Origin of the sequence: Saccharothrix syringae, assembly GCF_009498035.1 — a bacterium.
Taxonomy (GTDB): domain Bacteria; phylum Actinomycetota; class Actinomycetes; order Mycobacteriales; family Pseudonocardiaceae; genus Actinosynnema; species Actinosynnema syringae.
The window spans coordinates 9,475,252-9,500,931 of sequence record NZ_CP034550.1 but is presented as its reverse complement, the minus strand read 5'-3'; the positions used below and the strand labels follow the sequence as shown (position 1 = coordinate 9,500,931).

Genomic DNA, 25,680 nt, shown 5'->3' with positions numbered 1-25,680 from the left:
ACCCCCGACAATCCGGGTTTATCCATCAACCCGCTCCGGAGTTGTCCACAGCCGGCGATTTCGCCATGGCCCACCCCCGCCCCTCCCGGCAAGGTCGATCACAACGACCCACACCGGGAGGAAGTCATGGGAACGGCCATCGAGCTGGGCAGACGCGGTGAGGAAGCGGCCTGCCGCTACCTGGAGCAGCAGGGCCTGTCGGTCCTGGCGCGCAACTGGCGCTGCCCCGGGGGCGAGCTGGACATCGTCGCCACCGACGGCAGGCGCCTGGTCGTCGTGGAGGTCAAGTGCCGCTCCGGCACGTCCCGCGGCGCGCCCCTGGAAGCGGTGACCGAGGCCAAGCTGGCCCGCGTCCGCCGGTCGGCCCAGCAGTGGCTGACCGCGCACCGGGTCGGCGGCGTGGAGGTCCGCTACGACGTCGTGTCCGTCGAGTGGCCGCCCGCCGGGCGCGTCCGCCTGCACCACCTGCGGGGTGTGTGATGGCGCTCGCGCGAACGTGGTCGGTGGCCCTGTTCGGCGTGGACGGCGTGCCCGTCGAGATCGAGGCCGACGTGGGCGTGGGCACCGTCCGGACCCAGCTGCTGGGCCTGCCGGACGCGGCCCTGCACGAGTCCAAGGACCGGGTCAGGGCGGCCGTCCGCAACAGCGGCCACGACTGGCCGACCCAGCGGGTGACCCTGGGCCTGTCCCCGGCCACCCTGCCGAAGAACGGCTCGGGCTACGACCTGGCCATCGCCTGCGTGGTCCTGGCGGCGGCGAAGGCCATCCCGGCCGACCGCCTGACCGGCACGGTGCTCCTGGGCGAACTGGCCCTGGACGGCCGCGTGCGCCCCGTGCGCGGCGTGCTCCCGGCCCTGCTGGCGGCCCGCCGGGCCAGGTTGACCAGGGCCGTCGTCCCGGCGCCGTGCCTGCCGGAGGCGGCGCTGGTCGAGGGCCTGGCCGTGCACGGCGCGACGACCCTGGCCGAGGTCCTGGCCTGGCTGACCGACGACGGCACCCTCCCCGAGGCCGCGCCGCCGGAGGTGGCCCCACCCCCACCGGGCCCGGACCTGGCGGACGTCCTGGGCCAGCCGGAGGCGAGGTGGGCCCTGGAGGTGGCGGCGGCAGGCGGCCACCACGTCCTGCTCACCGGTCCACCGGGCACCGGCAAGACCATGCTGGCGCAGCGCCTGGCGGGCCTCCTGCCACCGCTGTCGCCGGAGGAGGCCCTGGGCGTGACCGCGATCCACTCGATCGCCGGCCTGCTCAGCCCGGAGACCCCGCTGGTCGCGACACCCCCGTTCGTCTCCCCGCACCACTCGACCTCACCGGTGGCCCTGGTCGGCGGAGGGGCGGGCCTGGCCAAGCCCGGCGCGGTGAGCCGGGCGCACCGGGGCGTGCTGTTCCTGGACGAGGCGTGCGAGTTCGGCGCCGGGAAGCTGGAGTCCCTGCGCACCGTCCTGGAGGACGGCGAGGTCCGCCTGGCCAGGCGGGACGGCATGGCCCGGTACCCCGCGCGCTTCCAGCTCGTCCTGGCCACCAACCCCTGCCCGTGCGCCCCGCCGAAGGAGATCGACTGCGTCTGCGCCCCCGCGGCGAGACGGCGCTACCAGGCCAAGCTCTCCGGCCCGCTGCTGGACCGGGTGGACCTCCGCGTGGCCATGCGCCCCCTGACCGCCATGAACAGCGTGGACGTCCCACCGGAACCCACGGCCGCGGTGCGCGAACGCGTCCACAAGGCCCGCACCCGAGCCGCCGAACGCTGGTCGGCCCACGGCTGGCTGACGAACGCGGAGGTCCCGGGCCCGGCCCTCCGCCGCGAGTTCGCCCTGCCCCGCCCCACGACCGCCATCCTCGACCGGGCCCTGTCCAGGGGCGCCCTGACCGGCCGAGGCGCCGACCGCTGCCTGCGCGTGGCCTGGACCTTGGCCGACCTGGCGGAGCAGGCCCAGCCGACCGCCGACCACGTGGCAGCCGCCCTGGAGTTCAGGGAGCGCAGGAAGTCATGACCCACTCAACCCGAGCACCTCGCCCAACCCACCTCACCACTCATCACTCCACCACTCATCACTCCACCATTCGATCCGCAACCCGGCTCACCGCCCTGTCCACCTACCTCCCCTCCACCTACCTCCCCTCCGGCCCTCCGGCTCCCTCCACCTCTCCCGCGCGAGCCGGCGATGACCAGTGACGAACTCCGACTGGCCCGTGCCTACCTCTCCCGGGTAGCCGAACCACCGGCCAACGCCCTGGCCGCCTTCGTCGCCGAGGTCGGCCCCGTCCAGGCGGCGGCGCGGGTCAGGGCGGGCGAGGTGCCCCCGGCCGTCGACAGCCAGACCTCCGCCCGCCGCGCCGAGGACCGGGCCGAGCAGGACCTCGAACTCGTCACCGAGGCGGGCGGGCGCCTGGTGGTCCCCGAGGACGACGAGTGGCCGAGGTGGCCCTTCAACGCGTTGGCCATCGCCGCCGCGAACGGGTTGCGCTGCGGCCTGGAACCCCTGGCGCTCTGGGTGCGCGGCGACCACGACCTGACCGAGTCGACCCAGCGGGCCGTCGCGGTGGTGGGCAGTCGGGCGGCTTCCGGGTACGGGCAGCACGTGGCCGGCGAGCTGGGGTTCGGGCTCGCCGGGGCCGGGGTCACCGTGGTCTCCGGCGCGGCCTACGGCATCGACGGCGCGGCGCACCGGGGCGCGCTCGGCGCGGACGGCCCCACCATCGCGGTGCTGGCCTGCGGGGTGGACGTCGCCTACCCCGCCGGGCACCGGGCGTTGATCGAGCGCATCGCCGCGCAGGGGCTGGTGGTGAGCGAGTACCCGCCGAACCACACGCCCGCCCGCCACCGGTTCCTTCTCTGCACCACCAAGGCGGCCGGAGCACCCGGAAACATGACGTCGATTCACGTCGTTTCGGGCTGTCCGAACCGGATGCCGGGCAGCCCCAGGTTGACCTGTCGGGTCATCTGAGCGAGCTTGTCCTGAGCTGCGGAGATGCTGACCTCGATGCCTTCGACTTCGCCGAACCAGCCGCGTTCCCGGGCTTCGACGAGGCGTTCCTGGAGGTTGACGACGATCTCTTCGAGGCGGGCGCGCTGACTGGCGTCCGGACGAAGCATCGGGCACCGGATGCAAGCGTGCTCGTGCTGGCAGGGGGTGCCGTAGCCGCGGCCACAGTTGCCGAGTTCGACCTTGCGCTTGCGGAAGTGCTGGTGGAACTCCTCCCACTCGGTGTCGGTGGGGTCGCGGTACTCCTCGCTCGGGCGCTGGGCACGGCGTCGGGTGATGAAGCTGCGGTAGTGGCGGACGACGTCCTCGGGATAGACGGCCGCGTAGCCCTCTGTGGTGGCAAGGGACTCGTGCCCCAGCAGCTTGGCGACGATGTGGATGGGCAGACCGCCTGAGACGGCCTCGGTTGCGAACATCCTTCGGAAGTCATGCGGGGTGACGTGGATCGGCTCGCCGTTCGCGTCAACGATCCCCGCTCGGGCGATCGTGCGCGTGATCATGCCCGCGAACGAGTACGCGGAGATGACTCGTCGTCGGACGCCGTACCGGCGCTGAAACAGGAACGGCAACGGCGCGGACGTCTTCTTCTCGTGGTAGTCGAAGCGGACCACGAGCGGCACCGCGGGACTGTCGGCGCGTACCCGATGCTTGACGCGCGCCAAGACGTGCGCCAGCTCCGGGGGCACCATCAGGATGCGCTCGGCGTCCGTCTTGGAAGGAACGACCTGCAACAACGGCAGGACCTCGCCGGTCTCGGGGAGGCGGTAGGTGAACAGGGCCGTGCTGGTCAGCTCGGACAACTCCTCCAGCCGCATCCCGGTGTAGTAGAACGTGTTGATCGCCGCCCACGACCAGAACGCGAAGTCCTCCTGCTGGGTCTGGTCGATGCGTTCCCCGGTGCTCAAGTCGCGAAGCCACACGCGCCCCGTGCCGAGGTAGCTGTTGCTGTACTGGAGTGACTTCAACGGCGTGTGCTCGTAGTCCTGGCCGCGGAAGCTGAAGGTCTCGCCGAGTGGCGTCTGCTGGGCGAGGGCGAGCCGTTCGGACTCGAAGGCAAGGTGCTCGTCCGCGCCGAGCAGCAACCTGGGTAGATGCGGTGTGAGCGACCGTGTGCGCTGGTGATACTTGGCGCGGACCTTCTTCTTGTGCTTCCCCTGGCCCTTGGTGTCGGCTGCGCTCACGGGGCAACGGCTCGCCCAGGGTGCCCAGTACGCGTCGTAGGTCGCCCAGTGGGCGATGTCGAGGTAGAACGCGCGGATGGTCATCAAGATCGGCCAGGGATCGGTCCGGATGCTCGTCACGCGCTTCTTCCAGGCGGTGGCGACCTCGGCGGGCAGGTCGAGGCTGGAGATGCCCGGATGGTGGTCCTCCAGGTCCTGCCAGAACGCGTAGGCCAGCTTGTAGGCCAGTTGGCGAAGCGTGCTGTAGTCGAGAGTGGGGGCGCGTTCGTCGAGGTAGCGGATCAGCAGGTCACGGACCGGCTGGCACTTGAGGTCGTAGTAGTCGATCAACTCCGTGGTCGTGCGCTGACCGCGGTGGGTCGCCTGGCGGAACGGCAGTGTGTCCTTGGGGAAGCCCCCCAGGCGGATCAGCACCTCCCAGGCGGAGTCGACGCCGTCGCCCTTGCCGCGCAGCGCCATCGTCGCGTGCTGGTATTCGACCAGGTCGTCAGGGGTTATCTCCATGATCGAGCGACCGGTGTGCATCATGACCTTGCTGAGGATCACCAGGACCTTCATCGCCTGCGGCGCCGAGATCTCGTGGTCGTGGGCGTAGTCGGTGAGCTGCTTCTCGAAGCCGGGATCGCGCAGTTCACGGATCAGACGGTTCGCCCGGACCAGCTTGGCCGTGTGCAGCCAGTCGTAGCTCGGCCGGATCACGTCCAGGCAGAGCAGCACGGTCAGGCCACTGATCGCATACTGACGGGCCTGAGCTGCGCTTATCCCACCCCAGTCCTTGGTCAGCGGGTCCATCCAGTCCGCATCGGGCGTGTCGCAGCCCGATGCCAGCCAGCGTTCCTGCCAGGTCTGTCCCGGGAACTTCTCCAGCGCAGCCAGGACGCGTTTCAGGCTGAACAGGGCTTCTCCCGAGGAGAGGCCGGCAGTCGGCAGGGCGTGCCCGCGGCTGATGATTGTGGCGGCGAGCAGGCGAGTGCCTGGCCAGCTCGTCGGGCGCGGCGGAGATGTCGGCGGGGGCGCAGACTTCTCCGTGCTGGCCTGCCTCGTTGCGCCGTCTGCGTGTGTGGTGCTCACCGGAGATCTCCGAACAGCTCGTTCAAGTCGTCGGGGTTGTAACGGGACGCCGTCGCCGGGAGGTGCGCCACCGGAGGAGCCGGGTCGCTCTCCTTCTCGCGAAGTCGCTTGAAGTGGGCTTGGGCGTGGGCGAACACCTCCTCCTGGCGCGGCTGGGTGTAGATCTGGGTCGAGGTCACCCAGGCGTGGCCGAGGATCGTCTGGACGTCCGTCAGGCTCATCGAGGGATCGGTGACCATCCGGGTGGCTGCGGTGTGTCGCAGGTCGTGCAGGGTCCAGTTGGTGCCACCGACCTGGTTCACGCGCTGGAAGACTCTTCGCACAGCGAAGTAGTTCATCGGACGGTAGGGGCGTCGCAGGGTCCACCACGTCATCGCCCGCGGCTCGGCCAGCTCCTCGGGCATCTGGGCCTGGGCCAGGCGCAACCAGACGAACGCGTCTGGGCTGGCAGGCAGCCACTGGAGGCTGCGCGAGCCCTTCCTGATCACCGCGATGGCCTGATTGCCAGGGTCGACCATCTCGTTGGTCATCGTGATCAACTCGCTGGGCCGGGCTCCGCTGGACAGGTAGAAGGCGATCATCGCCCGGTCGCGATGGCTGTTCAGCCCGGCGAACAGATCGTCCACCGCCGCGTCCGGGATCGAGCGAGGCGTCCGCTTGGGCTCCTTCTGTCGATAGGCACCGCGTCTCACCTGCGGGAACGCCTGAAGTGGGTTGTGATGTGCTGCGAACCGCTCCGCGTTCCGGTCCCGCCGCTCCGGCACCGGATTGCGTACCGGGCCGCGTCCCTCATTCAGGTGAAATGCGTAGAACTCGTAGAGCACCGCCAGGTTGTGGTTGATAGTGCGGGGCGCGTAGCCGTCTCCGGGGTAGCGCTTGCCGGTCTTCGTGTTGACCGAGCCCGGCACGAGGGTCGTCGGTTCGGTTGGGCGGTGCTTACGCGCCTGCCGCAGCCACAGCACGTAGTCGCGAACTTCGTTCGAGGTCGCCTGGTCCCAAGCCACGTTCCACGTCCACAACATGCGAGACCAGCGCAGCAGGGCCATCGCGTACGACCGCACGCTCGATGGACTGCTGTCGCGAGCGGCGAAGTCGGACAGGAACTGCTGCACCGGCGCGACCGGTTCCTCCACCGCGTCCTGCAACTCCCAGCCGGGCACCTCGCCCGGCCGCTCGATCACCCTGCCGACCCTTGGAACAACCAGCCGCGAGACGTCGCGTACCTGCTCCGCACCCAAGTGGGACCTCCGCACCCTTCTGCTCGCGGAGATCAAAGACCATGCGATCAACCTTCCGTAGTGCAGTCAACACACCTCACCCGCAACCGGCTCATCGCGGATTCTGTGGGGGTCGTCGCCTGATGCGGCGCGTCGCAGAGGAGTTTGCGCAGCTCAGTGACCGTCTAAGTCCAGCTTAGCGATCACGACAGATGTCGTGCAAGGCGAGGCGGCTGGCGGATGCGCTGCGGTGTCGACTTGAGTCCGATTACGTGATCAGCAGCATGGCTCATGTGCTGCGGTCTCGATGAGGCGCGCCATGGTCGGGCGGCGAGTCGCCCGGCAGACATGGATGTTGCCCGTGAAGGAGTCCGTTCAATCCTCTCCGCAAGGTGGTCTTCGAGGAGGCCGACGTCGGCTGCTTCGGCGGCGGCCACCCAGTGGGACCACTCCTATGTTTCCCTGGAACTACAGAACTATAGGAACCCTCAGTTTTGAGTCTCCCGAGGCCGGTTTCGCCACCTCGGTGACCGTGGCCATGCGGTGACGATGCGTCCGCGGCTGGTTCAGGCGATAGCGCGGAGTTGTCGCACGTCGTGAGCGAGTTGGCGGACGTCGCTGTTGTGCCGGTGCCGCTCGGCCTCGGTCTGGAGGGGTTCAAGGGCGTCGAGCAGGCGGGTGGAGTTGACCTCGCGGACGGCGTCGAGGGCCTGGTTGCCGATCTCGGTGCCGTTGGCGAGGTCGCCGTCGGCAGGGCCAGCTCGACGAGCGCGATCAGGAACTGGAGGCCGCGCGGGGAGCGAACCGGCAACTCATCGCGAACCTCAACCGAACCGGCTGAAGCCCGCGGTCGAGGTCGGGCGGGCCCTGCGGCCCGCCCGACCTCGACCGCCCTCACTCCTCCGACCCGGTCTTGTCCTCCTCGTCCTTGGGCCGCGGCAGTCGGGCGGCGATGATCAACCCGACCACGCCGACCACCGCGCCGATGACGTCCGCCCCTACACCGATCACGACGTCCAGAGACATGCAGTCCCCCTGGTTCGCGGACCCCACTACGGGGGTCGCCTCAAACCTTCTGCCGGAGACAGACGCAGGACGACAGGACACCGAGGTTGACCTGGGGAAACAGGCTCAGCGGGGAGATACCTCGATCCGACCGAGCAACACGAGGGTACGCCGCAGACCTCCCACGGGAGTCCGCAGGAGGTCCGGGATGCTATGATCACCGGCACACCTGTTGGCGCAGGTGCACACAGGGCGTCACTAGCTATTTATGCTCTTTTCCACGCATAAAAGAGACTAACCAAGCTAACTCGGAGCGTCAAGTTGGGGCCGAAAGTAACCCGGACCGCCAACTAACGCCCCATCGACGAGTGCCCCGAGGAGCAGCTCCTCCGGGGCGTGGTGCCCTGACCAGCAGAAAGAAGGTCAGGATGAACAACCACGAGTGGTGCGGCGTCTGTCAGGACGTGACGGCACCGACGCCCGACGGCGACGTCTGGGTCTGCGAGGTCTGCCACCACGGGCCCAGACGCGCTCCCCAGCGCACGCCGCAGCAGTAACACCAACGGGGCGCCCGCAGCACGACCGCGGGCGCCCCACCCTGGTCGCCGACAGGGCGACGCAGCACGTCGGCAATCAGCCCGGCCGGTTCACGAACAAGACCGACCACGACCGTCACCTCTCCAGCGACCGTCGCAACTCGATCAAGTGGTTGATGTCCGCCGGTAGAACCGGCCTCGACACCACCGAGTCCTCAGCCAGCCACTGCCAACCATCCTCCGCAGCCCAACGGGCCAAGTCCTCGACGATCGGGAAGACCTCCGCCCGGTCCCAGCCGCTGAGCGTCGCCGACACGAACCAGGTGTTGACGGCACCCTCGCGCCACTCCTCGTCCGTCTGATGCTCGGGCATCGGGTTGGGACGAGGCCCGTTCACCCTGCACAACAGATCCCACAACTCCGCCGCGTCCTCGCGTGTCATCGGCACATGAGCCATCCAACTCACCCTCATCCGGCCACCGATCGCCAACCAGCCTAGACACACTCGGGCGGGTCTTACGGCCCCGCCCGAGCCTGACCCGCTCACTCCTCCAGACCGGCCTGAGTCGCTTTCTTGGAGGCCCCCAGTCGAGCAGCGACGATCCGGCCGACAGCGTTGATCACCGACGCGGTGATGCCCGCCCCAGCAGAGATGATCACGACTAACAGTTCCAGAGGCATCCCGGTCTCCCGTCTCCCGGCCCAGATTGGGGCCTTCAAAACGTCAACCAGGGGAAGGAGCCGGGGAAACGGGATGGCGGCGATGACCAGCGCAGACAGAACGGACAGCACTCAGCGGGGAGGCACCTCAACCCACGCGCGCCCTGCCGCGATCGCAGGAGAGCCCGGTCAACAAACCAACGAGCGGCCAAGAGTCAGAGTTCCCAACCACAGACCTTCAAGGCGTCGCGACACGACTTCTCAGGCGCCTTGCCCCACACCTGTCGTGATCACTACACTCCTCTGCTGAGTCGCTGAGCTGCGAAAACAGCCCTCCAGGTTCTCACTAGGTCCGTCTTCCCCAGAGAATCGCCCATGAGCCGGTTCCTGGTCAGGTCTATTGACCGGACTAAGAGACGACACGCCGAATCAGCATGACTACTTGCGCGTGGGCGGTCGGTACACCTCGCATCGTCATCGACTGGTGAGGGGCGTGTGTGTTCGACGAGGTGGAGCGGGATGTCAGGTCGATCCAGCTGCCGAGGTGGGGCCGGGTCCTGCCGGCTGAGGGTGTGGTGCCGTGGCTGGTGTACGACCCCGACAGGGTGGCGGTGCGGCCGGTGCGTCGGTACCTGGCGGACTTCGTGGCGCAGGATGGGCGTCCGGCGTCGGTGCGCAGCTACGCCTACGCGTTGTTGCGGTGGTGGCGGTGGCTCCAGGCGGTGGACGTCGAGTGGGACAAGGCGACCCCGGCCGAGGCGCGGGACCTGGCGTTGTGGTTGCAGCACGCCACCAAGCTGCGGAATTCGGCGCGAACGGCGTCCAGGGCCACGGCGGGGACGGTCAACCCGATCACCCGGAAGCGCTACTTGGACGACCGCTACGCGGCCAGGACGGTGCGGCACTCGAACGCGGTGGTGCGGGCGTTCTACGAGTTCTGGCTGGAGGTGGGCGAAGGGCCGTTGATCAACCCCGTGCAGTTGGATCGGCGGGGACGACGTCCCAACGCCCACCACAACCCGCTGGAGCCGTTCCGTCCGGAGGGGCGGATCCGCTACAACCCCAGGCTGCCCAAGCAGCGGCCGCGGAAGATCCCGGACCAGCGGTGGCGGGAGCTGTTCGGGGCGCTGGGCTCGAACCGGGACCGGGCGCTGCTGGCGATGGCGGTCAGCAACGGCGTCCGCGCCGAGGAGGTCCTCGGGGTTCGCGGGGTCGACGTGGACTGGGGCGAGCAGCGGGTGCGGGTGATCCGCAAGGGCACACGCGCCGAACAGTGGCTGCCGGTGAGCTCGGAGGCGTTGGTCTGGCTGCGGCTGCACCTGGCCGACCTGGGCACTCCGCTGGGCCCGGACGAACCGGTCTGGCAGACGCTGCGCCGCCGTGACCGCGGAGACGGGCTACGGAGGTACCCATTGAACTACGACGCGTTGCGCAAGGTTCTCACCAGGGCCAACGCGAAGCTCGGCACGAACTGGTCGATGCACGACCTGCGGCACACCGCGGCGTTGCGCATGGTCGCCGACGAGAACCTCTCCGAGCGGGACGTGCAGACCATCCTGGGCCACGCCCACCTCTCGACCACGGCGGAGATCCAACAGCTAGTCCGAGGTGGGGTCCAGGCCACGCCCGGACCCCACCTCGATCTGACGATTGCCAGCGCGACCGCCCACTACTCCACGAGATAGGTCAAGATCGCCATGCACAGCAACACCGTCGCGACGAACGCACCGCCTCCAGCACCAATGGCGATGCTCAGGCGCTGGGTTCGGCGGGTCAAGATGCCTGCCACCAGAGCCACCACTAGACCCAGCAGGCACGAAATGACCACGGTGAGCCCTTTGATGACCACCGGGTGGGACAGAACCTTCAGCGTGCTCGACTCGTCGGTCGAGGCCGAGACGGCGAGCTGAAGGGTGAGGTCGAACAAAATCTGAAGAGACAAACCGAGCTGCGACATCCTCGCCCTCCCTACAGGAGGTCGGACTGAGGACTTGACGATCTTGAAGGCAGCCCTCAGTCCGACCAGTCAGCGCTGGTCAGCTGAGGTCCGCCTCCGACGGGCTGGACTCTCGGGAGGGGATGCCACCCCCTGAACAAGTCCGGGCTTCAACACCTCAAGCGGCTTGCTCGGTATCGCCGCATGTTCGTCGCCATGTTGTGAGGACGTCTACGTCGTCGGAATCCGCTCCGTCCTCGCTGCGCCGACCCCTCGAGTAGTGGGTCAGCATGCAGCCCTTCCAGTCTGCACTTCTTGGGGTTAGAGACGCAAGCACTGCCCAACTCCGATGACGACCTGGTCACCGTTAGTCCGGATAAGGAACCGGTGACGCGCCGGGCTGTGGGTGGGCGGGTACTCGCTCACGACCAGGCCCTGGTCGGCGATGCGGTCGATCAGCACCCGGTGGCCCGCCGGGTAGGCCGTGTCCACCCCGCAGGCCAGCACCGCGATGGTCGGGCCACCCGCGCCGAGAGCACCGCGATGGGCCGCGCCGTCGATGCCGTAGGTTCTCTAGCCGGTCTGCCTGTGTTGTACAACCGGCTGTTTCCAGACTGCCGCCACCATCGATGCGTGCCCACCCGACAAGGTGGTCGAACCTTCATGACTGAATGCGGCCTGCCCCGTCAGTGGGTGCTACGACCGACCCCACACTGCTGTTCGGATCGCGTCCCAGTTCCCTGCACGCCACCAGTCGTACAAGTCGAGTGTCGAGATCACGGGAAGCGTTAGTGACGCGACGAACTCTCGACGGCGATAGACCGGCCGAGTCCGCTGGCTTGGAGGGACCCGCAGGTCGTGGTTGACGACGAGGGTTCCTCCCTCGACCGGCTGACCTGGCGACACGACGGCCCAGGTGTCCAGGTGTCGTTTCAGGTCGAGGACCAGGGACTCGCTAGCGCTCCGACCTGCCGACTTCACTTCGATCAGACGGCGGTGAGAACCGAGTGTGACGAGCAGGTCGGCTGAGATCGTCGCGCCGAGGGAGACATCAAGATCATCCACGGCGAAACCGGCCGCGGTCAGGACCTGGGCAACGGCTTGGACGAGCACGTCGCCGGAGCTGTACAGCAGGCCCTCGCGCATGGAGTCGGCCGCGGCCCTGGCTTCAGCCAGGACGTTCTCCAGGTGTGCCCGTTCGACGGCGTGCCTTTCCTCCATCTCGACTAGTGCCCTGCGTGCCTGGCTTTCCGCTTCGGTCTCCAGACTCGGGTCGACTGACGAGGCAAGCCTGAAACGGGAGGCAGCACTGGGGATGTAGGCAGGAATGGCCTGGTGGACAAGCCAGTCCAAGATGGTGTTCCAGTCGGTGCCGTCCGGCACGAGGTACCACCGCAGTCGCTCGTCCGGTGACACCCAGACTGCCGCAACGGGTTCGCCCAACGAGTCGTGCAGGATCGGCCGCAACTCGCCGGGCGGTTCCTCGGAGATCCATCTACCGTTGTGGTTTCTGCCGTCTCCGCTCAGGTCGAGTGCCCACCACGGCAGCGGCGCGTCGCGGTTGAGAAGCCTGAGTCCCAGGTCACGGTCGGCCCCGCTGACCTCGCCAGCCAGCGCGGGGCGCGTGCCCACCGGGAGGCGCTTGGCGCCGACAGAGAAGCCTTGGTCCGGCAGTCGCTGGAAAGCCTCGTAGTCCGAGGTCGACCGCAATTCGTCCGGTACGACGGTGCCGATGACGTCGACGAACAGCACCGTTTCATCGCGGACAGCAGCGCCAGCCAGGAGTCTGCGTTGTTCGGCGGCACCGGAGTTGAAGTCAGCCTGGAGGGCGGCGACGCAGTCGGAGGTCTCGTGTTTGAGCCACCTGGGTTCCAAGCCGAACTGTTCCCAGTCGATCTCGACCCTGGCCAGCGAGGATTGCATCACTCCGGCCTGGACCTTGGCTGTCGTGGGTCCATGAGGCGGGCTGCCCAGCATCACTGGCGGCCTGGGACGGCGCGGCAACGGAGCGCTCACGCCGACGTGGACGGGAAGCCGGACAGACATCGGATGATGATACGTAGCCAGCACTGCTCAGAGCACCAATCGACCACCTCCCGCCAGCAGCCCAGCCTCAACATGGAAGCCCAAGGCCGCCGAGCGTAGGGGAGAAAGTCCGACGTCCGTTTGTGAGCGTTCCTCATCGAGGGGGCCCAAACGGGCCCCCTCGATGAGGAACGCTCAGTTTTGACCTATGACCGCGGGGCAAGCGATCGAGCAGGTTAGGCGCCGTTCGCTGCATGCAGGGCGCGTTGGAACTGGTAGTGCGAGGTCATCTCGTCGCCTGCCCGGTTGACTCGTGCAGTGACCTCGACTTCAAGGTGAACTTGCTGCCACAGCGTCAGCCGCAGGGCCGCCAAGGTCTTCGGCGCGATCTTGACGTTCACGTCGGGACCGCGTTCAGGGCTGACGACGATCCAGCCCGCTTGGCGAAGTCCCGTGACCGTGCCGACCAGTTCGATCGTCCGCTTCTGTTCCGTGTACTCGCGGAGCTGCCTGACGAACGCTTGCCCACGCGAGGACAGTTGAGTGCGCCGTATCGCCCCGCTGCTGGCGAGCCAGGTGAACTCGGCAGTCAGGTTGTGCTCGTAGAGCACATCGGCGAGTTTGGGCAGCTTCGACCGGAGAGCGGCAGGCCAGGCTCTCGGGTCGCCCTCGGCCTCGGCCTCTGCAAGGACGTCGAGCAGAGCGCGGACTGCCTGGTCGGAGGGTGACACTGCGTCAGGAGCGATCAGTGGGGCTTGAGAGTCCTCCGGCAGCGGAGTCGTGGCCTTGATCCGGAGGATCGTGCTTCCGGCCATCACACCTGCCAGTGCGAGATCGACGTGAGCGCTGGTGGCCGCGTTCACACTGTCGCGGAGCGGCTTGAACAGCTCCTGGCCCAGCTCGAAGGGAAGCTCTCCCTCCTCAAGGGGGCCTTGCAGGCGCACGTGCAGTTCCTCGTCGAGCGTTGCCGACTCGTCGTAGACGCGTCGCGCTTCGAGCGCGTTGCGACGTGCGACTTCCTCAAGCTCAAGCTCAGCGGGAGGTGTACCCGCCGACACTGTCGTCCACCACTGGTCGAGTTCTGTACGGTCTTCCACTGAGAGGCGCTGGCGCCATGCTCTCGTCATAGCGTCACCTCCAGGTAGCCCCGTGCCGTTCCCGCAGTCTCCTCCGACGGAGGGCAGTCCACCACACCTGGCGTCCGGATACGTTGCCACCAATCATCCCACGCACCGCGTTCCCGCAGGTAGCTCTGTTCGTCCAGGCCAAGCTTGTCCGACCTGAACGGGCTAGGAACTACGACAAACGGGATCTCAATGGGTGACACTCCGTAGTTGTCTACGCAGTATGTTCGGCTGGTCGCCTGATTGAACCAACGGACACCAGGCTGCCCGGCTAGTGCCCGTCGTGCCAGGACATCGATGGCGATCGACAGGTCGAGCTGTCGCGGGTCCAGCTTCTTGCTGGCGAAGCTGCCGCCGATCCAGATGAAGTGAGCGAGCTGCCGACCGTCCAGCAGGCTCTCGTACTGCTCTTGCAGCTCGAAGAACCGGGCGATGTACCTGGTGAGACCACGCCACAACTCGGGTCGAGTCTGCGAGCCGGCAAACAGAGGGTCGTCGACCAGCAGCTCCTCCGCCTCTTCCCACGAGAGACGGAACCTTCCCGGTGGGAGGTGCTCTTGATCGTCCAGAAAGGGATGGATCGACACGCCACTCCTTCACGTCCTGTTGATCCATCGAGATCAAGGGGGTGCCTGTTACGCCTGGTCACAGCATGGTCAGATCGCGTAATGGTAACGACTCCGACTCCTCTAGGCTGGGCTACAACTCCTGGCAGCCACCTCGGCAAGATCCACCAGGACTGCATGCAGAACCCCACTGATGCCTCATCGGCGCGGGCGAGATGGTCAGTGCTGTCGTACACACTGTGGCCATGCCCGGGAAGAACACGCTGCCGCCGTTGACACCCGCCCAGGTGGTGCGACTGCAAGACGAGCTGCTGGCGAACGCGGACCGACTGCTCATGTCGGCGGTCGCAGTCTTGGACCTAGGCCACGTCGGCTTGGCGCGGTCCCTGGCCATCCTCGGCATGGAGGAGTCCGGCAAGGCCATCGCCATCCACCGGCGACGCGTCGAGATCGCCTACGCACCCGAAGGCGAGCCCTTCGTCAACACGGCGTTGAGGAAGCTGTGGGCCGACCACCAGGCCAAGCTCAAGTTGGTCCACGACTTCCTCGTGCAGGAGCAGTACTGGTTCGGCACGGAGCCCTCAGACCCGGAGGCGAACAGCGACTGGCTGGGCGACATCGAGGACTGGACATGTCGACACAACGTGCTCAAGCAGCGCGGTTTCTACGTCGACGTCACCGAGCAGGACGGCGTGCTCACCCCGGCGGATGCGTCGGACGAGGCGTCGCTGCGCGAGGTGATCAGCCACGTTCACCAGATCGGGTGGCAGATCCGACTGGGTGAGCACATCGAGGCCAAGCAGCAAGCGGAGATGGCCCGTGACGTGCCGCCGGCATCCGAGGAAAGCATCGAGCAGATGCGCGCCGCGCTCGGCAACTCGTCCCTCGGCGACTCGTCCGACTTCTCCGAACAGGTGTTGGACGGGATGCGCCGCGGCCGTGCCGGGACCAAGTGGAACAACGACGGGTACCGGCTTCACCTGCCCGGTGCAGGAAGCGATCCGTTCGCCAACCTTGGCAAGCCCGGTTACGAGGCCGAGACCCGCGAACTGCTTCAGCTTGCCGACCAACTCGGCATGCTTCCCGCAGAAGAGGGGCAGGCCGAGACGGATACGGAGGACCAGGGTTAGCCGTCCCGAGTCATAGGCAGTGACGCTGATCCGTGGCCATGGGGGCGAACGTCCCAGGTCAGTGATTTTTTCCTGGCCCAGTTGCACGTGACCTGCACACACCCATGCGGCATGGAATCACGTGGGTTCGTCGTCGTGATGATGGCGCTAGGGTGGCGCCACGAAGTCCGGTTGATCTCCTCCGATCGGGTTCCTGACCCCGCCAGCCGTGGCTGGCCACGCTCGTGCCGGAGGCCACAAAGGTGCGCGACATGCGTACACCTCCGGGCAGGTCAGGAGCACCGCCTGATTGGACGAGAAGAGGAAAGAGAACAGAAAGAAGCCGGAGGACGAGGGGTCACCGTGGTGGCGCCGGTCCTGGGACCCGTGGGTGTTGCTGTGCACGGGCTCCGCGTGTGAAGCCGTGACGATCGTCGTCGCTGGTGTTGCCCGTTGGAGCCCGGCAGTGACGATGACCACCGGGCTCCTCGGGGTCGGGCTCATCCTCGCCGCAGATCGGGCGCGCAGGAGGTGATCCCTGCCAAGGCCGGAGAGTCAGCAGGGATTGCGCCCCTGCTGAGCATCCTCTCCGGCCTTTGGCGTCTTTGGGGCCGATGCACACCCTTTCGGGTGAACGATGCGGCATCGGCCACGTCAACGTAGTCCCTGATCCGAGCATCCGCACCTGTCAAAACCAGGTAACGAGGAAGCGGAATCGACCTCCTCGCCCCTCGCCTACCAGTGCGAATGGATCGATTCGCGGTTGTTGTCAAGCGTGAGAGGTAACTCGGTCGGGCGAGATCTATTTGCAGACGTGATCATATCACGCGAGCACCCCCTGATCTTGAGTATCCGCAGCTCAGGGGCTTGCAGCTATGGAGTTTACGCGGCGCGGAGTTGGCGGATGTCGTGGGCGAGTTGACGAACGTCGCTGTGGCGCTGGTGGCGTTCGGCCTCAGTCTGGAGGGGTTCGAGGGCGTCGAGCAGTCGGACGGACTTGACCTCCCGGACGGCGTCGAGGGCCTGGCTGCCGATCTCGGCGCCGCCAGCCAGGTTCCCGTCGGCGAGGTTGCAGGTCGCCAGCCAAGCGAGGTTGAAGGCGCGTTGCCGGACGCGGTCGGCGGGCACCTCGTCGAGTGCGGCGCTGAGGCGTACCGTGGCTTCGTCGCGATGCTTGGCGTTGGTGAGGCCGAGCTGGTTGTGCACTCGGGCGGCGCTGGTCTGCAAGGCGCTGAGGTCGAAGAACTTCAGGAACTCGGGCCAGTCGTCGCCGTCATCGGCGTGGGCGTACTCGTCCTCGGCGCGGCGCAGGGAGGTGACGGCCCGGCGGGCGTCGCCGATCTGGGCGTAGGCGAGGGCTTCGTGGGTATGCAGCAAGGCGACGGCGGCCGGGGAGTGGGCGTCCTGGGCGGCGATCTGGCCGAGCTGGAAGACCTTGAGCGCTTCCTGCCCGTCACCGCGGTCGAGGGGGACGCGCCCGAGGTGGTAGAGCACGATCGCGGAGTGGGCGGGATTGTCGGCGGCCTGGGTGTCGGCGACGGCCTGGGTGAGGTAGCGGCGGGCTTCGGCGGTTAGGCCGAGGTCGTGGGCGGTCCAGCCGGCGAGGGTCTTCCACGCCCACGAACTGGGCATCACCCTGTTCGACACCGCCGACGTCTACGGCCTGGGCCGCTCCGAACGCCTGCTCGGACGCCTGCTGCGCGACGTGGACCGCGCCGAGCTGGTGCTCTCCAGCAAGGTCGGTTACTTCGCCGGCACCGCCCCCCACCCGTACCACCCGCGGCAGATGCGCCACCAGCTCGCCACCACCCTGGACAACCTCGGCACCGACCACCTCGACGTCTACTTCCTGCACAGCACTGACTTCGGCGAACACGACCACTACCTGACCGGCGTGGTCGAGCTGATGGGCAAGTGGCGCGAGCAGGGCCTGATCCACGCGGTCGGGATGCGCGCCCCGCACACCTTCGCCGAACAGTGGACCGACCAGAACCGGCCCGAAGCCGCCGACACCGGCCGGTTCCTGCGGCTGTTCCACACCATCCGCCCCGACGTCCTCACCGCCCGCTACAACCTGCTCAGCCCGCTCTACGGCCCCGACGAGACCGACATCTTCGCCTTCGCCCGCCGCCATAGGGTCGGCGTGCTGATCAAGCAGGCACTCGGCCAAGGATTGCTCATCAGCGCTCACGACCACCGCGCCCCACGCCACTTCAGCGATACCGACCACCGCCACAACGACCCCCGCTTCGCCCCCGAAGCGCTACGCCGGCTGGTCAACAGACTCGCGCCGCTGCACGCCCTCTACGACACCAGCACCGCTGAGCTGGTCCGCGTGGCGCTGCGCTACGCACTGCACCACGCCCTCGACTCGATCGTGCTCGTCGGGTTCCGAGACCCTGAACAGATCCACACCGACGTCACGTGCCTCGGCGACCCACTCACCGACGACGAGGTCGCCCAGATCCGCGCGGCACTGCACCCCCACACCCAGGAAGGACACCACTAGTGCGGTACACCGAGGTCGAGCAGAAGTACGCCTTGCCCGACGCCGACGCCCTCACCGCCCGCCTCGCCGAACTGGGCGCCAGCGCCAGCGAACCGTCCCGGCAGATCGACGCCTACTACAACCACCCGGCCAAGGACTTCCTTGCCACGGACACGATCACCGAGTGGGTACGTTTCCGCATCGAGCAGCGCGGCTCCTCGTTCAACTACAAGCAGTGGCACAAGCCCGGAGAAGGCACCGCCCACGCCACGGAGTACGAGACCACGGTCTGTGACATCGAGGCGCTGCGCCACGCGTTCGAGGCCCTGGGGTTCCAACCTATGGTGACCGTCGACAAGACCCGCACCACCTGGCGCCTGGACGAGGTCGAGATCGCGCTCGACCGCGTTGCCGACGCAGGCGACTTCGTCGAGTTCGAGTTCAAGGGCGAGGCCGAGACGATCGAGGAAGCTCACGCCCGGCTCGACAAGTTCATCGCCGGCCTTGGCATCGAGCTGGGCGACCGCGTCAACCGCGGCTACCCCCACATCCTCCTCGGCCGTGAACGCTGAGGTGCTTCGGGTGCCTCTGCGCAAGCTCCCTCGCGCAGAGGCACCATGATCCCCTCGCGTCCTTAACTTTGCTCGTGATAATATCGCTGCCATGGTTAACGACCACGTCGAGCGTGTCCGTACCGCTCTGCTGGACCTGTGCGAGCCGCTGCACGACGTGTTCGCTTCCGCCGAGCAGCTTCGACGGGAACGCCTGCCCGAACTAGGGGGCGGGAGCTACCGCTGGCACGCGACCCACACCATCCGCGCCTACGCCCACCACATCCTGTCCACGATGGACGGCGAGCTGGGCGATTGGACTCTGTCGGGGAACCACGCGCAGAACGGCGCCTTGTGGATGACCGACGGGTCGTACCGCATCCGCATCCTGCACGCGCTCAACGACAGCGACGTCCCACCGCCGGGCAGCAACAAGGCGCGTCGCGCCTACTACCGGCAGCCGCGTCTGGACGGCATGATCCCCCTGTTCGGCGAGGCACGCGACAAGTTGCTCGTCCTGTGGCGCATCGACCCTTCCACGGCGGCAGCCGGGTTCCGTGTCGTCAGGCCGATCGGCGAGTGGAAGTTGGGTTCGCACGCGGAGACCGACTTGGACTTCCCTCTGCCTCCGACCGCGGCGGAGTTGGCCGACCTGGCTTTCGAACCTACGGATGACGATCTGGGGCTCGCACTGCCCCGCGACGAGGAAGGCGACACCGATGCTGGCGGCTTCACCGGGTGAACGTCTGCGGACCCTGAGGGATCTGCTCGGCTTCACCCAAAAGCAGCTCGCCGAAGTGTCGGGCGTGCAGCAGTCGTGGATTTCGGAGGTGGAAACCGGCTCACGTGAACCAACCGAAGCCGCACTTGAGGCCATCTCCAAGGCCACGGACACGCCGCAACGCTTTTTCCACGTGCAGCCCTCCACGGTACCGCTGGATTCACTGCGCTTCCGCAAGAGTTCTTCGGCGAGCAAGGTAGTCACTCGACGCGTGCACGCTTTTTACGGCGAAGGTTTCCGGGTAACCGAAGACCTGCTCGGCGATGCCGGGTACCCCACACCCCCACTGCCGTACGCAACTAGCGATACTCTCTCTCAAGAGGACATCGAAGAACTTGCCGAGCAGACCCGTGAGACCCTGCGGCTGGCACCGGATAAACCGATTCCTCACCTGACCAGGGCGCTGGAGAGAGCCGGGGTCGGCGTGGCTCCCATTGTCCTCACCGATGACCCCGACGACCCGCCAGCCACTGGTGGACACTTCGGTGTCTCCTATTGGGGTGGGCTCGGCGCGCCAGCTCTGATCGGCTGTTTCCCGGGAAGTCAAGGCGACCGAGAGCGGTTCACGCTCGCCCACGAAGTCGGCCACCTCGTGCTGCACACGTTCCGTCCTCGCGCGGCGGACCCGGAGGGCGAGGCCAACCGCTTTGCAGGCGCGCTGCTGGTACCACGGCAACGAGTGTTGGAAAGCATCACAGAGAAGAACTCGCTCAGTGACTACGCGCGCCTTAAAGCTACATGGGGTGTTTCAATACAGGCGTTGATCATGCGCGGCTTTGCGCTTGAAACGATCGGGGAGACGCGTCGACGCTCACTGTTCGTTCAACTCTCAGCCAAAGGGTGGCGCAAAAAAGAACCGGTCACAGTAGGCCAGGAGGCGCCTCTACTGCTGTGGACGTTGCTCAGTCGTCGTTTTGGTGCACGCCCATATCGTCCCGCAGCGGACACCCTGGCAATTCACCCAACTGTACTCCGGTCCATTGCACCAACCCCCTCCGACAAGGTCGACGGTCCACGAAAGTCGCCGGTGGCTTCTGTTCGCAGCATCAATAGGCAGTGATCTGCCAATGATCGATTTCGCAACAGGACCGCTTACAGGTTATCTAGATTCAACCTGCCCATTTGAGTCTTATGCGCAGTAACCAGGCGTACATGCGACCTTGCGAGGCGGGACTCTCTCGTGTCGTCGAATTGCATTTTCAATAAAAGGAGCGAAGCCCCATGGCAGATATCGACCCGTCGTCATTGCCGGGCGGTCTCGCCACAGTGCTGGACTGGGCGGCCGAACTCCACGGTGATGAACCCGGCTGGCACCTGTGGGCTGTTCTCGACGGACCACTTCGTCTGGCACTTGCACAAGCATGGGTACTCAATACGGCCGGGCGAGTAGACGACCGCCGCGCCGCCACCCTGGCCGAGGCGAACCCCGACAGCTCCGACGCCGAGTCCATGCTGGACTGGTACATCGCTCACTGGCGTCGTGTGTACGACATGCTCGCTGGCGACTTCGGAGTCTTCGGTGCACCGACCCTGGTCGGAGTCGACATGGAACTCGTGGTTCTCGTCGAGTCGCAGCACGTCGGGTACGTCGAAGCTGGCGGTCCGCCTATGGCGGGCCACTCGTTCATCGTGAAGCTCCGCGACAACGACTGGGTGATCGCGGCACTCAGCCGACGGTTGCCGGTACCTGGGTGGCCGCCCACCGAGGAAGAGATCCCTGGGCTCGGGCTGGACGGCTAGGTCGGCCCACCCGTCCACCGGCGCCGACTGCCGCTGTCGAAAGGGTCGGGCCAGGTTGTGGACTTGATGGGTTCCGCAGCGCAATGCGCTGCGGAACCCATCATTCCGATCACCGAGGGGTGCGCCGGATACGACGGTGCCGCCTGGCCCGGTGTCGACCGCATTCGGCGCAGACCCACACGTCGCCTTCAGGTCTGCTGGAGGTGTTGTCGTGGCACGCTGAACAGAACTCCTTGCCCTGCACGGGTTTTCACTGCTCGCTTCTCGGCAGCTCATGGCACCAAAGCCCAAGGGAGGGTCCCTCGAACCGCCGGTCGCACCCGGCAGCCACAGGGTGATGTGATCCGTGGCCACCGAGTTGACGAGCCGTGTAAACGCCGGCTAGTCTTCTCTTGGGTTGATAGACATAGCTGGTTTGATGCCAGTCGTCTGTGCCGCAGACGACTGATCAAGACTAGCAAGTGGCCCCTGGGGCGCCCTGCCCCAGGGGCTCACTCATGTCCTGATCAGGTAAAACCGCCCAACTTCAAGATCCCGATCGCCTGCATGGCAGTCGCGTTTGGCGTCAGCCGTTCCGGTTCAGGCGGCTCATCAGCTCGCGGTTGGCAGCTCGTGCGGCATCCAAGTCTTGGCCTTGTTCCTCCAGGCGGCCCTTGAGCATGACGACTTCTTGCTCCAGCCCGGTGATCCGGCGCTGGAGCTGATCGATGTCGGCGGGCGCGCCGAGGCCGGACTCGCGCCAGGCGTGCTCGCCCAGCATCTCCGACAGCTTGTTCTCCAACTGTCGTATGCGGGCGGCTTGCCGATTGATCTGGCCGTGCGCGTTGGCGAGGTCTGCTTGCAGGGAGGCTCGGCTCACCACGGGGCCGGTGCCGTCGGCCGCCGCAGGGTTGCTTTGGGCGGTGCGGACTTGACCGAGCAGGTCGGGGTGTCGATAGATGAACGTGCGGTCGACGGCCGCGGCGCGAGCGATCGCCGACACGCTCAGTTCCCCGCCGCTGGTGCTGGCAGCGTTGATGGCCTTGATGACCCGCTGGCGACGGCGGGCCGAATCCGCCCGCCGTCCTTCGATCATCGAATTGTCGGTGGTCATGCGGTGCGCTCCGGTCGCAGGTCGGGTAGGGGCTGGCGGACACGAGGAAGGCCCAAGCCGACGATCTTGCCTCGCCCTCGGCGGACGATCGCGATGGCTTCCTCGATTTGAGCGCGCTCCTCCTCCGACAAGTCGTTCAGGTCGCCCTTCATCCGGTCGACCAGTCGGCGGATGCGCCTGATCTCCTCGTCGGAGGGCACGGCTTCGGTCTTCGCCCACTCGTCGGCGTCCAGTGCCGCCGCAAGACGCTCCCTGTGCCGCAACAGATCGGCGAGATAGTGCTCAAGGTCGGGCAGGTAGGAGATGTCGGTGCTGAAGTGCCCGCATCCGACACAGCGGAACCGCAGCGGGCAGTCCTGTCCTCCAGCCGCGACGTTGGACGGCTCGGAGCAGCCGCCGTAGGGAACGGCGACCTCACCGACCGCGCGTCGGAGGTGCTCGGAGTCCAGCAGCGCCTTGGCCTGCCGCCAGACTCGGTTGCCGTGTCGGTCGAACTGCATCACCACGACCCGTTCAACCGCTTCTCGACGTCGATGCTCGCCGACCCGGTAGTAACGTTCTGTAGTGGTGATCTGGCGGTGATCCATCAGGCCCTTCAGGACCGTAACATCCACCCCGGCGTCGGCGTGCCGCTGGGCGTAGCTGTGGCGGTAGGCGTAGGGAAAGATCTTTGCCTTATCGAACGGCAGCATCTTGGTCACCTGCGTGCCGCCCTCTTGCACCATCGTGGGCACGTGGATGTCAGGCAGGCTGGTAACCCAGCGGCGGTGCCGGTCAGTGATCCAGTCATCGCTGACCGGCCTGTTCCCCGCCGGGTTCCGGGATGTGCTCGGGAACAGTCTGAGCTGGCTCGCCGGGGTGTCTGGGTAACGTGCCCGGACGCGTTCTTGCTGGGCGACGATGACCGCAGCGGTGGCCTCGGGGATCGGCAGTCGCCGCCCCTTCCGGTTGGTCTTGTGGTTGTCATAGATCAGGACGGGCTTGCCGTCCTGATCGCGCTCCAAGCAGTCCAGCCAGAGTTTGGCAATCTCATCTGGGCGCCTGCCGGTGTCGATCAGTAGTTCGACAGAGAACCGCAGGTCAGCACTGGTCATTTCCTCCAGCCCGTCGAGGTGGGAGCACAGGTGCTGCATCACTTCCGCGGGCAGGTCCTTCCCCGCCTCGCTGTCCTCTGGCTCGTCGGGCAGGTCGTCGAGACTGATCATGAAACTGCTGGGAAGCCCGTGCAGGAGGTTGCCTGCGTCGGTCAGGCCCAGACCATGTATCCCGCCCAGCACCTGCCGAGCCGAGCGACACAACGCGAGGCGCGTGTAGCCGCTGATCTCGCCCTGGTCTTGCAGGTAGGCCAGGCGGTTGAGGAATGCCGTGATGTCGTGGCGGCTCAGCGCGGCGAGATCTCCACCGTGGTCTTCTCGCTGAAGCCGCAGACTCTCCGACAGCCGGACTACCGAGTTGATCTTCTGCTGCACGACGTTGCTGACGTTGCTGCCGCGCCGCCTCGGAAGATCATTGAAAGCCCACCGTTTGACTGCCTCTCGGAGCCACTGCTGTGTGATCCCGGTGAACGTGAGATTCCCGGACTGGCCAAAGGCGTACAGATCCCATACGTCGTTGTGGCGCTCGCTTTCCGGCGTCGACCTCCGGCGTCGCAGGGCCTTCACGACGGACGTCAGGAACACCCGGACGGTCCGGGGCAGCGTGTCAAGCGGAAGATCCTCCACCGTCGACACCTCCGCCTCTCGGAGATAGTCACACGCTGGACGGACCATGAGGTACTTGGTCTTGACATCGTGCTTGGTCCGATGCTGGATGCCGTAGATCACTTCGGCCGCAACCCGATCCGGCAGGCCGCGCAGACTGACCTCGCTGCCCTCGGAGACGGCCGAGGCCGTCCGCCGCCAGTGGTCGACGTCGAAAGCCGGTTCTCTCTTGAGCAGTTTATGGCGCTGGGCGTGCTGCTGGCAGTACGGACCTTTGCCCGTGCGGTCACGGGTGCAGGCCGCGACTTCGCAGGGTCCGAACGCGGAGAGGGGAACCACCTCGGGGTGTGTGAGAAATTGCTCCAGCGGCAGCTTCAGCCGAAAAGCCTTCTGGTACTCGTGGGTAACGCACAGGCGCGTCCGTGTGGTCTTCGCCGGGCGTTTACATCCTTCCACTGCGCACGGTGCCACCCCGATGCACCGCATCACAGGCTTGGGCGTCGCCAGGAATGTGTCGAAGTCCGTACCCACAACGGCCTGCCAACGGCGTCCGCACGAGGGGCACAACTGCAACGCGGATCGGCCATCGTTGTGGCACCCGGTCACCCTGCACGCCCTCCATCCCAGCAACGGGTGTCCGACAGGGAAGACCAGCACCCTGCGCTGATGGTCCCAGCCCAGGATCTTCAGGCTTTCCGGCTCGATCGCGGCCCAGATTTCCGCACCCTCGGCGCTCTCGGTGCGGGGGTCGACAAGGTGTGCTGTGATGCTGCTGATCACCGAGAAACTCCCTCAGCTAGCACGCGGGGAGTGGGTACCCGGTCGACGGCCTGGCGCAGTCGCGACACCGAAGGATGCAGGTAAGGCTGCGACGAGGTGGGGCTGGCGTGGCCCATCAGATGTTGAATTTCATCCAGCAGCGCGCCAGAGTCGGCGAGGTTGCTGCCGAAGGTGTGACGGCACATGTGCGGCGTGACGGACCTGGCCAGACCGGCACGGGCGCACAGTGCCTTGAACAGCTCATTTACCGCGCCAGGGGGCATCGGCTCGCCCAGCGGTGGCCGGAACAAGTTCACCAGCAGGAAGTCGCTGTTGGAAGCCTCCGGGCACTGATGGCGCTCAAGCAGATACTGGTCGATGGCCTGCACCACAAGGAAATCCGCCGGTACCGAGTACGAGCGCCGCGACTTCGACCACGCTCCGTTGGCATTCTCTCGCCGAGTCACATGAAGATGGGCTCCCTCCACGTCGCAGCCCAGCGACCGGTTATCGGGCAACAGATGAAGGTCGCTGCGACGTAGCCCTACGGTCTGGCTCCTGCGCAGACCCACACGTGACAGCAGCAACACGATCAATCGGTCCCGTGCCGAACGACATGCCATGAACAGCGCAACGATCTCCTCATCGCTGGCCCGGTCCATCGCGGTCTCTGGCTCTTTCAAACTGTGCCGGGCGCGCAGTCGGTAGAACAGCCCACCGTCCTCGCTCTGGGTTTCCAGCGGCAGATCACGGGTGTCCGCCAGTTCGTAGATCGCCCCGAGAACCCACTGCGGGGCTTGTCCGTTGACCACGGCGAACGACAGAAACGCCCGCACGGCCACCAGCACCGCATTGATTCGAGCTTCACCACGTACCGGTGCCGCACCGGGACCGATAACCACTTGACCGTCGCCTGTCGGGGTGTACTTCAGCCAGGTCATGAACAGGCCCATCTCGGCCGCCGCCGTCGTCCAGTCCCGACCGGTCCGCACACACCAGCACAGGAACAACGCGACTCCACGGGCGTACGCCTCGCTGGTCGACTCGGCCCGGTCCCGCCCGAACCGCAGCTCCCGCAGGAACCGATCGGCCACCGACATGACGTGCAACTCGTCGTCGATCACCGTCCAGTACCGGCTACCTGACGGCATCCGCAC

General features: G+C 66.6%; 23 protein-coding genes and 1 pseudogene. 10 read left to right on the top strand and 14 right to left on the bottom strand.

Annotated features, from left to right (window positions below; translation table 11 throughout):
- The first annotated feature begins 126 nt into the window (after window positions 1-126).
- The 3 genes from EKG83_RS39875 (at window position 127) to EKG83_RS39865 (ending at window position 2,942) form a co-directional block, all read left to right on the top strand.
- Window positions 127-480, top strand: a complete 354-nt coding sequence (locus EKG83_RS39875) for a YraN family protein (protein ID WP_033431453.1) — start codon at window positions 127-129, stop codon at window positions 478-480.
- Window positions 480-1,988, top strand: a complete 1,509-nt coding sequence (locus tag EKG83_RS39870; RefSeq protein WP_033431452.1) for a YifB family Mg chelatase-like AAA ATPase — start codon at window positions 480-482, stop codon at window positions 1,986-1,988. Before EKG83_RS39875 ends, EKG83_RS39870 begins: the two co-directional genes overlap by 1 nt.
- Before the next feature lie 171 nt (window positions 1,989-2,159).
- Entirely contained in the window at window positions 2,160-2,942 is a 783-nt protein-coding gene (locus EKG83_RS39865) for a DNA-processing protein DprA (RefSeq protein WP_084716473.1), read from the top strand.
- Here the strand turns inward: EKG83_RS39865 and EKG83_RS39860 are convergent.
- From EKG83_RS39860 to EKG83_RS48745, 5 genes are all read right to left on the bottom strand, one after another.
- The gene (locus EKG83_RS39860) at window positions 2,876-5,233 is read right to left on the bottom strand and encodes a tyrosine-type recombinase/integrase (protein ID WP_051765941.1); all 2,358 of its coding nucleotides are present in this window, start codon (window positions 5,231-5,233) and stop codon (window positions 2,876-2,878) included. The genes EKG83_RS39865 and EKG83_RS39860 overlap by 67 nt on opposite strands.
- Window positions 5,230-6,414, bottom strand: a complete 1,185-nt coding sequence (locus tag EKG83_RS39855) for a tyrosine-type recombinase/integrase (RefSeq protein ID WP_153278730.1) — start codon at window positions 6,412-6,414, stop codon at window positions 5,230-5,232. The genes EKG83_RS39860 and EKG83_RS39855 overlap by 4 nt, the downstream gene beginning before the upstream one ends.
- A 930-nt stretch (window positions 6,415-7,344) precedes the next feature.
- Entirely contained in the window at window positions 7,345-7,476 is a 132-nt protein-coding gene (locus EKG83_RS49315) for a hypothetical protein (protein WP_265590303.1), read from the bottom strand.
- Between the two features lie 651 nt (window positions 7,477-8,127).
- Window positions 8,128-8,448 (bottom strand): hypothetical protein, encoded by a 321-nt coding sequence (locus tag EKG83_RS39850; protein WP_153278729.1) that lies wholly within the window; start codon window positions 8,446-8,448, stop codon window positions 8,128-8,130.
- 86 nt (window positions 8,449-8,534) lie between these two features.
- A complete protein-coding gene (locus tag EKG83_RS48745) occupies window positions 8,535-8,672 on the bottom strand; it encodes a hypothetical protein (protein ID WP_157591524.1) in 138 nt (45 codons plus the stop codon).
- Between the two features lie 476 nt (window positions 8,673-9,148).
- Between EKG83_RS48745 and EKG83_RS39840 the strand changes: the two genes are divergently transcribed.
- A complete protein-coding gene (locus tag EKG83_RS39840; protein WP_051765937.1) occupies window positions 9,149-10,336 on the top strand; it encodes a tyrosine-type recombinase/integrase in 1,188 nt (395 codons plus the stop codon).
- On the opposite strand, the gene EKG83_RS39835 is transcribed toward EKG83_RS39840, so the two are convergent.
- The 5 genes and pseudogenes from EKG83_RS39835 to EKG83_RS39815 all read right to left on the bottom strand — a co-directional run bounded on the left by EKG83_RS39835 (window position 10,321) and on the right by EKG83_RS39815 (window position 14,323).
- Window positions 10,321-10,608: a hypothetical protein gene (locus EKG83_RS39835; RefSeq protein WP_153278728.1), complete on the bottom strand. Its 288-nt coding sequence runs from the start codon at window positions 10,606-10,608 to the stop codon at window positions 10,321-10,323. The genes EKG83_RS39840 and EKG83_RS39835 overlap by 16 nt on opposite strands.
- Before the next feature lie 351 nt (window positions 10,609-10,959).
- Window positions 10,960-11,154: pseudogene (locus EKG83_RS39830) on the bottom strand (DNA-processing protein DprA); the annotation flags it as partial.
- A gap of 129 nt (window positions 11,155-11,283) precedes the next feature.
- Entirely contained in the window at window positions 11,284-12,510 is a 1,227-nt protein-coding gene (locus EKG83_RS39825) for a hypothetical protein (protein WP_153278727.1), read from the bottom strand.
- Window positions 12,511-12,848: 338 nt separating this feature from the next.
- Window positions 12,849-13,739, bottom strand: coding sequence for a hypothetical protein (locus EKG83_RS39820; RefSeq protein ID WP_153278726.1), 891 nt, complete (start codon window positions 13,737-13,739; stop codon window positions 12,849-12,851).
- Entirely contained in the window at window positions 13,736-14,323 is a 588-nt protein-coding gene (locus tag EKG83_RS39815; protein WP_051765933.1) for a DUF6932 family protein, read from the bottom strand. The genes EKG83_RS39820 and EKG83_RS39815 overlap by 4 nt, the downstream gene beginning before the upstream one ends.
- Window positions 14,324-14,547: 224 nt before the next feature.
- On the opposite strand from EKG83_RS39815, the gene EKG83_RS39810 reads away from it, so the two are divergent.
- Complete coding sequence (locus tag EKG83_RS39810; RefSeq protein ID WP_084716487.1) at window positions 14,548-15,432, top strand: AbiV family abortive infection protein; 885 nt, start codon at window positions 14,548-14,550, stop codon at window positions 15,430-15,432.
- Window positions 15,433-16,293: 861 nt separating this feature from the next.
- Here the strand turns inward: EKG83_RS39810 and EKG83_RS49310 are convergent.
- Window positions 16,294-17,058, bottom strand: a complete 765-nt coding sequence (locus tag EKG83_RS49310) for a hypothetical protein (protein WP_051765931.1) — start codon at window positions 17,056-17,058, stop codon at window positions 16,294-16,296.
- Between EKG83_RS49310 and EKG83_RS39795 the strand changes: the two genes are divergently transcribed.
- The 5 genes from EKG83_RS39795 (at window position 17,036) to EKG83_RS39775 (ending at window position 20,971) form a co-directional block, all read left to right on the top strand.
- Window positions 17,036-17,920, top strand: coding sequence for an aldo/keto reductase (locus EKG83_RS39795; RefSeq protein WP_084716470.1), 885 nt, complete (start codon window positions 17,036-17,038; stop codon window positions 17,918-17,920). The genes EKG83_RS49310 and EKG83_RS39795 overlap by 23 nt on opposite strands.
- Entirely contained in the window at window positions 17,920-18,471 is a 552-nt protein-coding gene (gene cyaB, locus EKG83_RS39790) for a class IV adenylate cyclase (protein WP_051765928.1), read from the top strand. Before EKG83_RS39795 ends, cyaB begins: the two co-directional genes overlap by 1 nt.
- A gap of 91 nt (window positions 18,472-18,562) precedes the next feature.
- Window positions 18,563-19,192, top strand: a complete 630-nt coding sequence (locus tag EKG83_RS39785; protein ID WP_033431445.1) for a hypothetical protein — start codon at window positions 18,563-18,565, stop codon at window positions 19,190-19,192.
- Complete coding sequence (locus EKG83_RS39780; protein ID WP_084716466.1) at window positions 19,170-20,291, top strand: XRE family transcriptional regulator; 1,122 nt, start codon at window positions 19,170-19,172, stop codon at window positions 20,289-20,291. Before EKG83_RS39785 ends, EKG83_RS39780 begins: the two co-directional genes overlap by 23 nt.
- Before the next feature lie 161 nt (window positions 20,292-20,452).
- Window positions 20,453-20,971: a hypothetical protein gene (locus EKG83_RS39775; RefSeq protein WP_153278725.1), complete on the top strand. Its 519-nt coding sequence runs from the start codon at window positions 20,453-20,455 to the stop codon at window positions 20,969-20,971.
- Between the two features lie 565 nt (window positions 20,972-21,536).
- On the opposite strand, the gene EKG83_RS39770 is transcribed toward EKG83_RS39775, so the two are convergent.
- The 3 genes from EKG83_RS39770 to EKG83_RS39760 are packed head-to-tail and all read right to left on the bottom strand — an operon-like array spanning window position 21,537 to window position 25,647.
- Window positions 21,537-22,064 (bottom strand): DUF6262 family protein, encoded by a 528-nt coding sequence (locus EKG83_RS39770; protein ID WP_084716465.1) that lies wholly within the window; start codon window positions 22,062-22,064, stop codon window positions 21,537-21,539.
- Complete coding sequence (locus EKG83_RS48735; protein WP_228122388.1) at window positions 22,061-24,544, bottom strand: tyrosine-type recombinase/integrase; 2,484 nt, start codon at window positions 24,542-24,544, stop codon at window positions 22,061-22,063. Before EKG83_RS48735 ends, EKG83_RS39770 begins: the two co-directional genes overlap by 4 nt.
- Window positions 24,541-25,647: a tyrosine-type recombinase/integrase gene (locus EKG83_RS39760; RefSeq protein WP_228122387.1), complete on the bottom strand. Its 1,107-nt coding sequence runs from the start codon at window positions 25,645-25,647 to the stop codon at window positions 24,541-24,543. Before EKG83_RS39760 ends, EKG83_RS48735 begins: the two co-directional genes overlap by 4 nt.
- Window positions 25,648-25,680 lie beyond the last annotated feature (33 nt).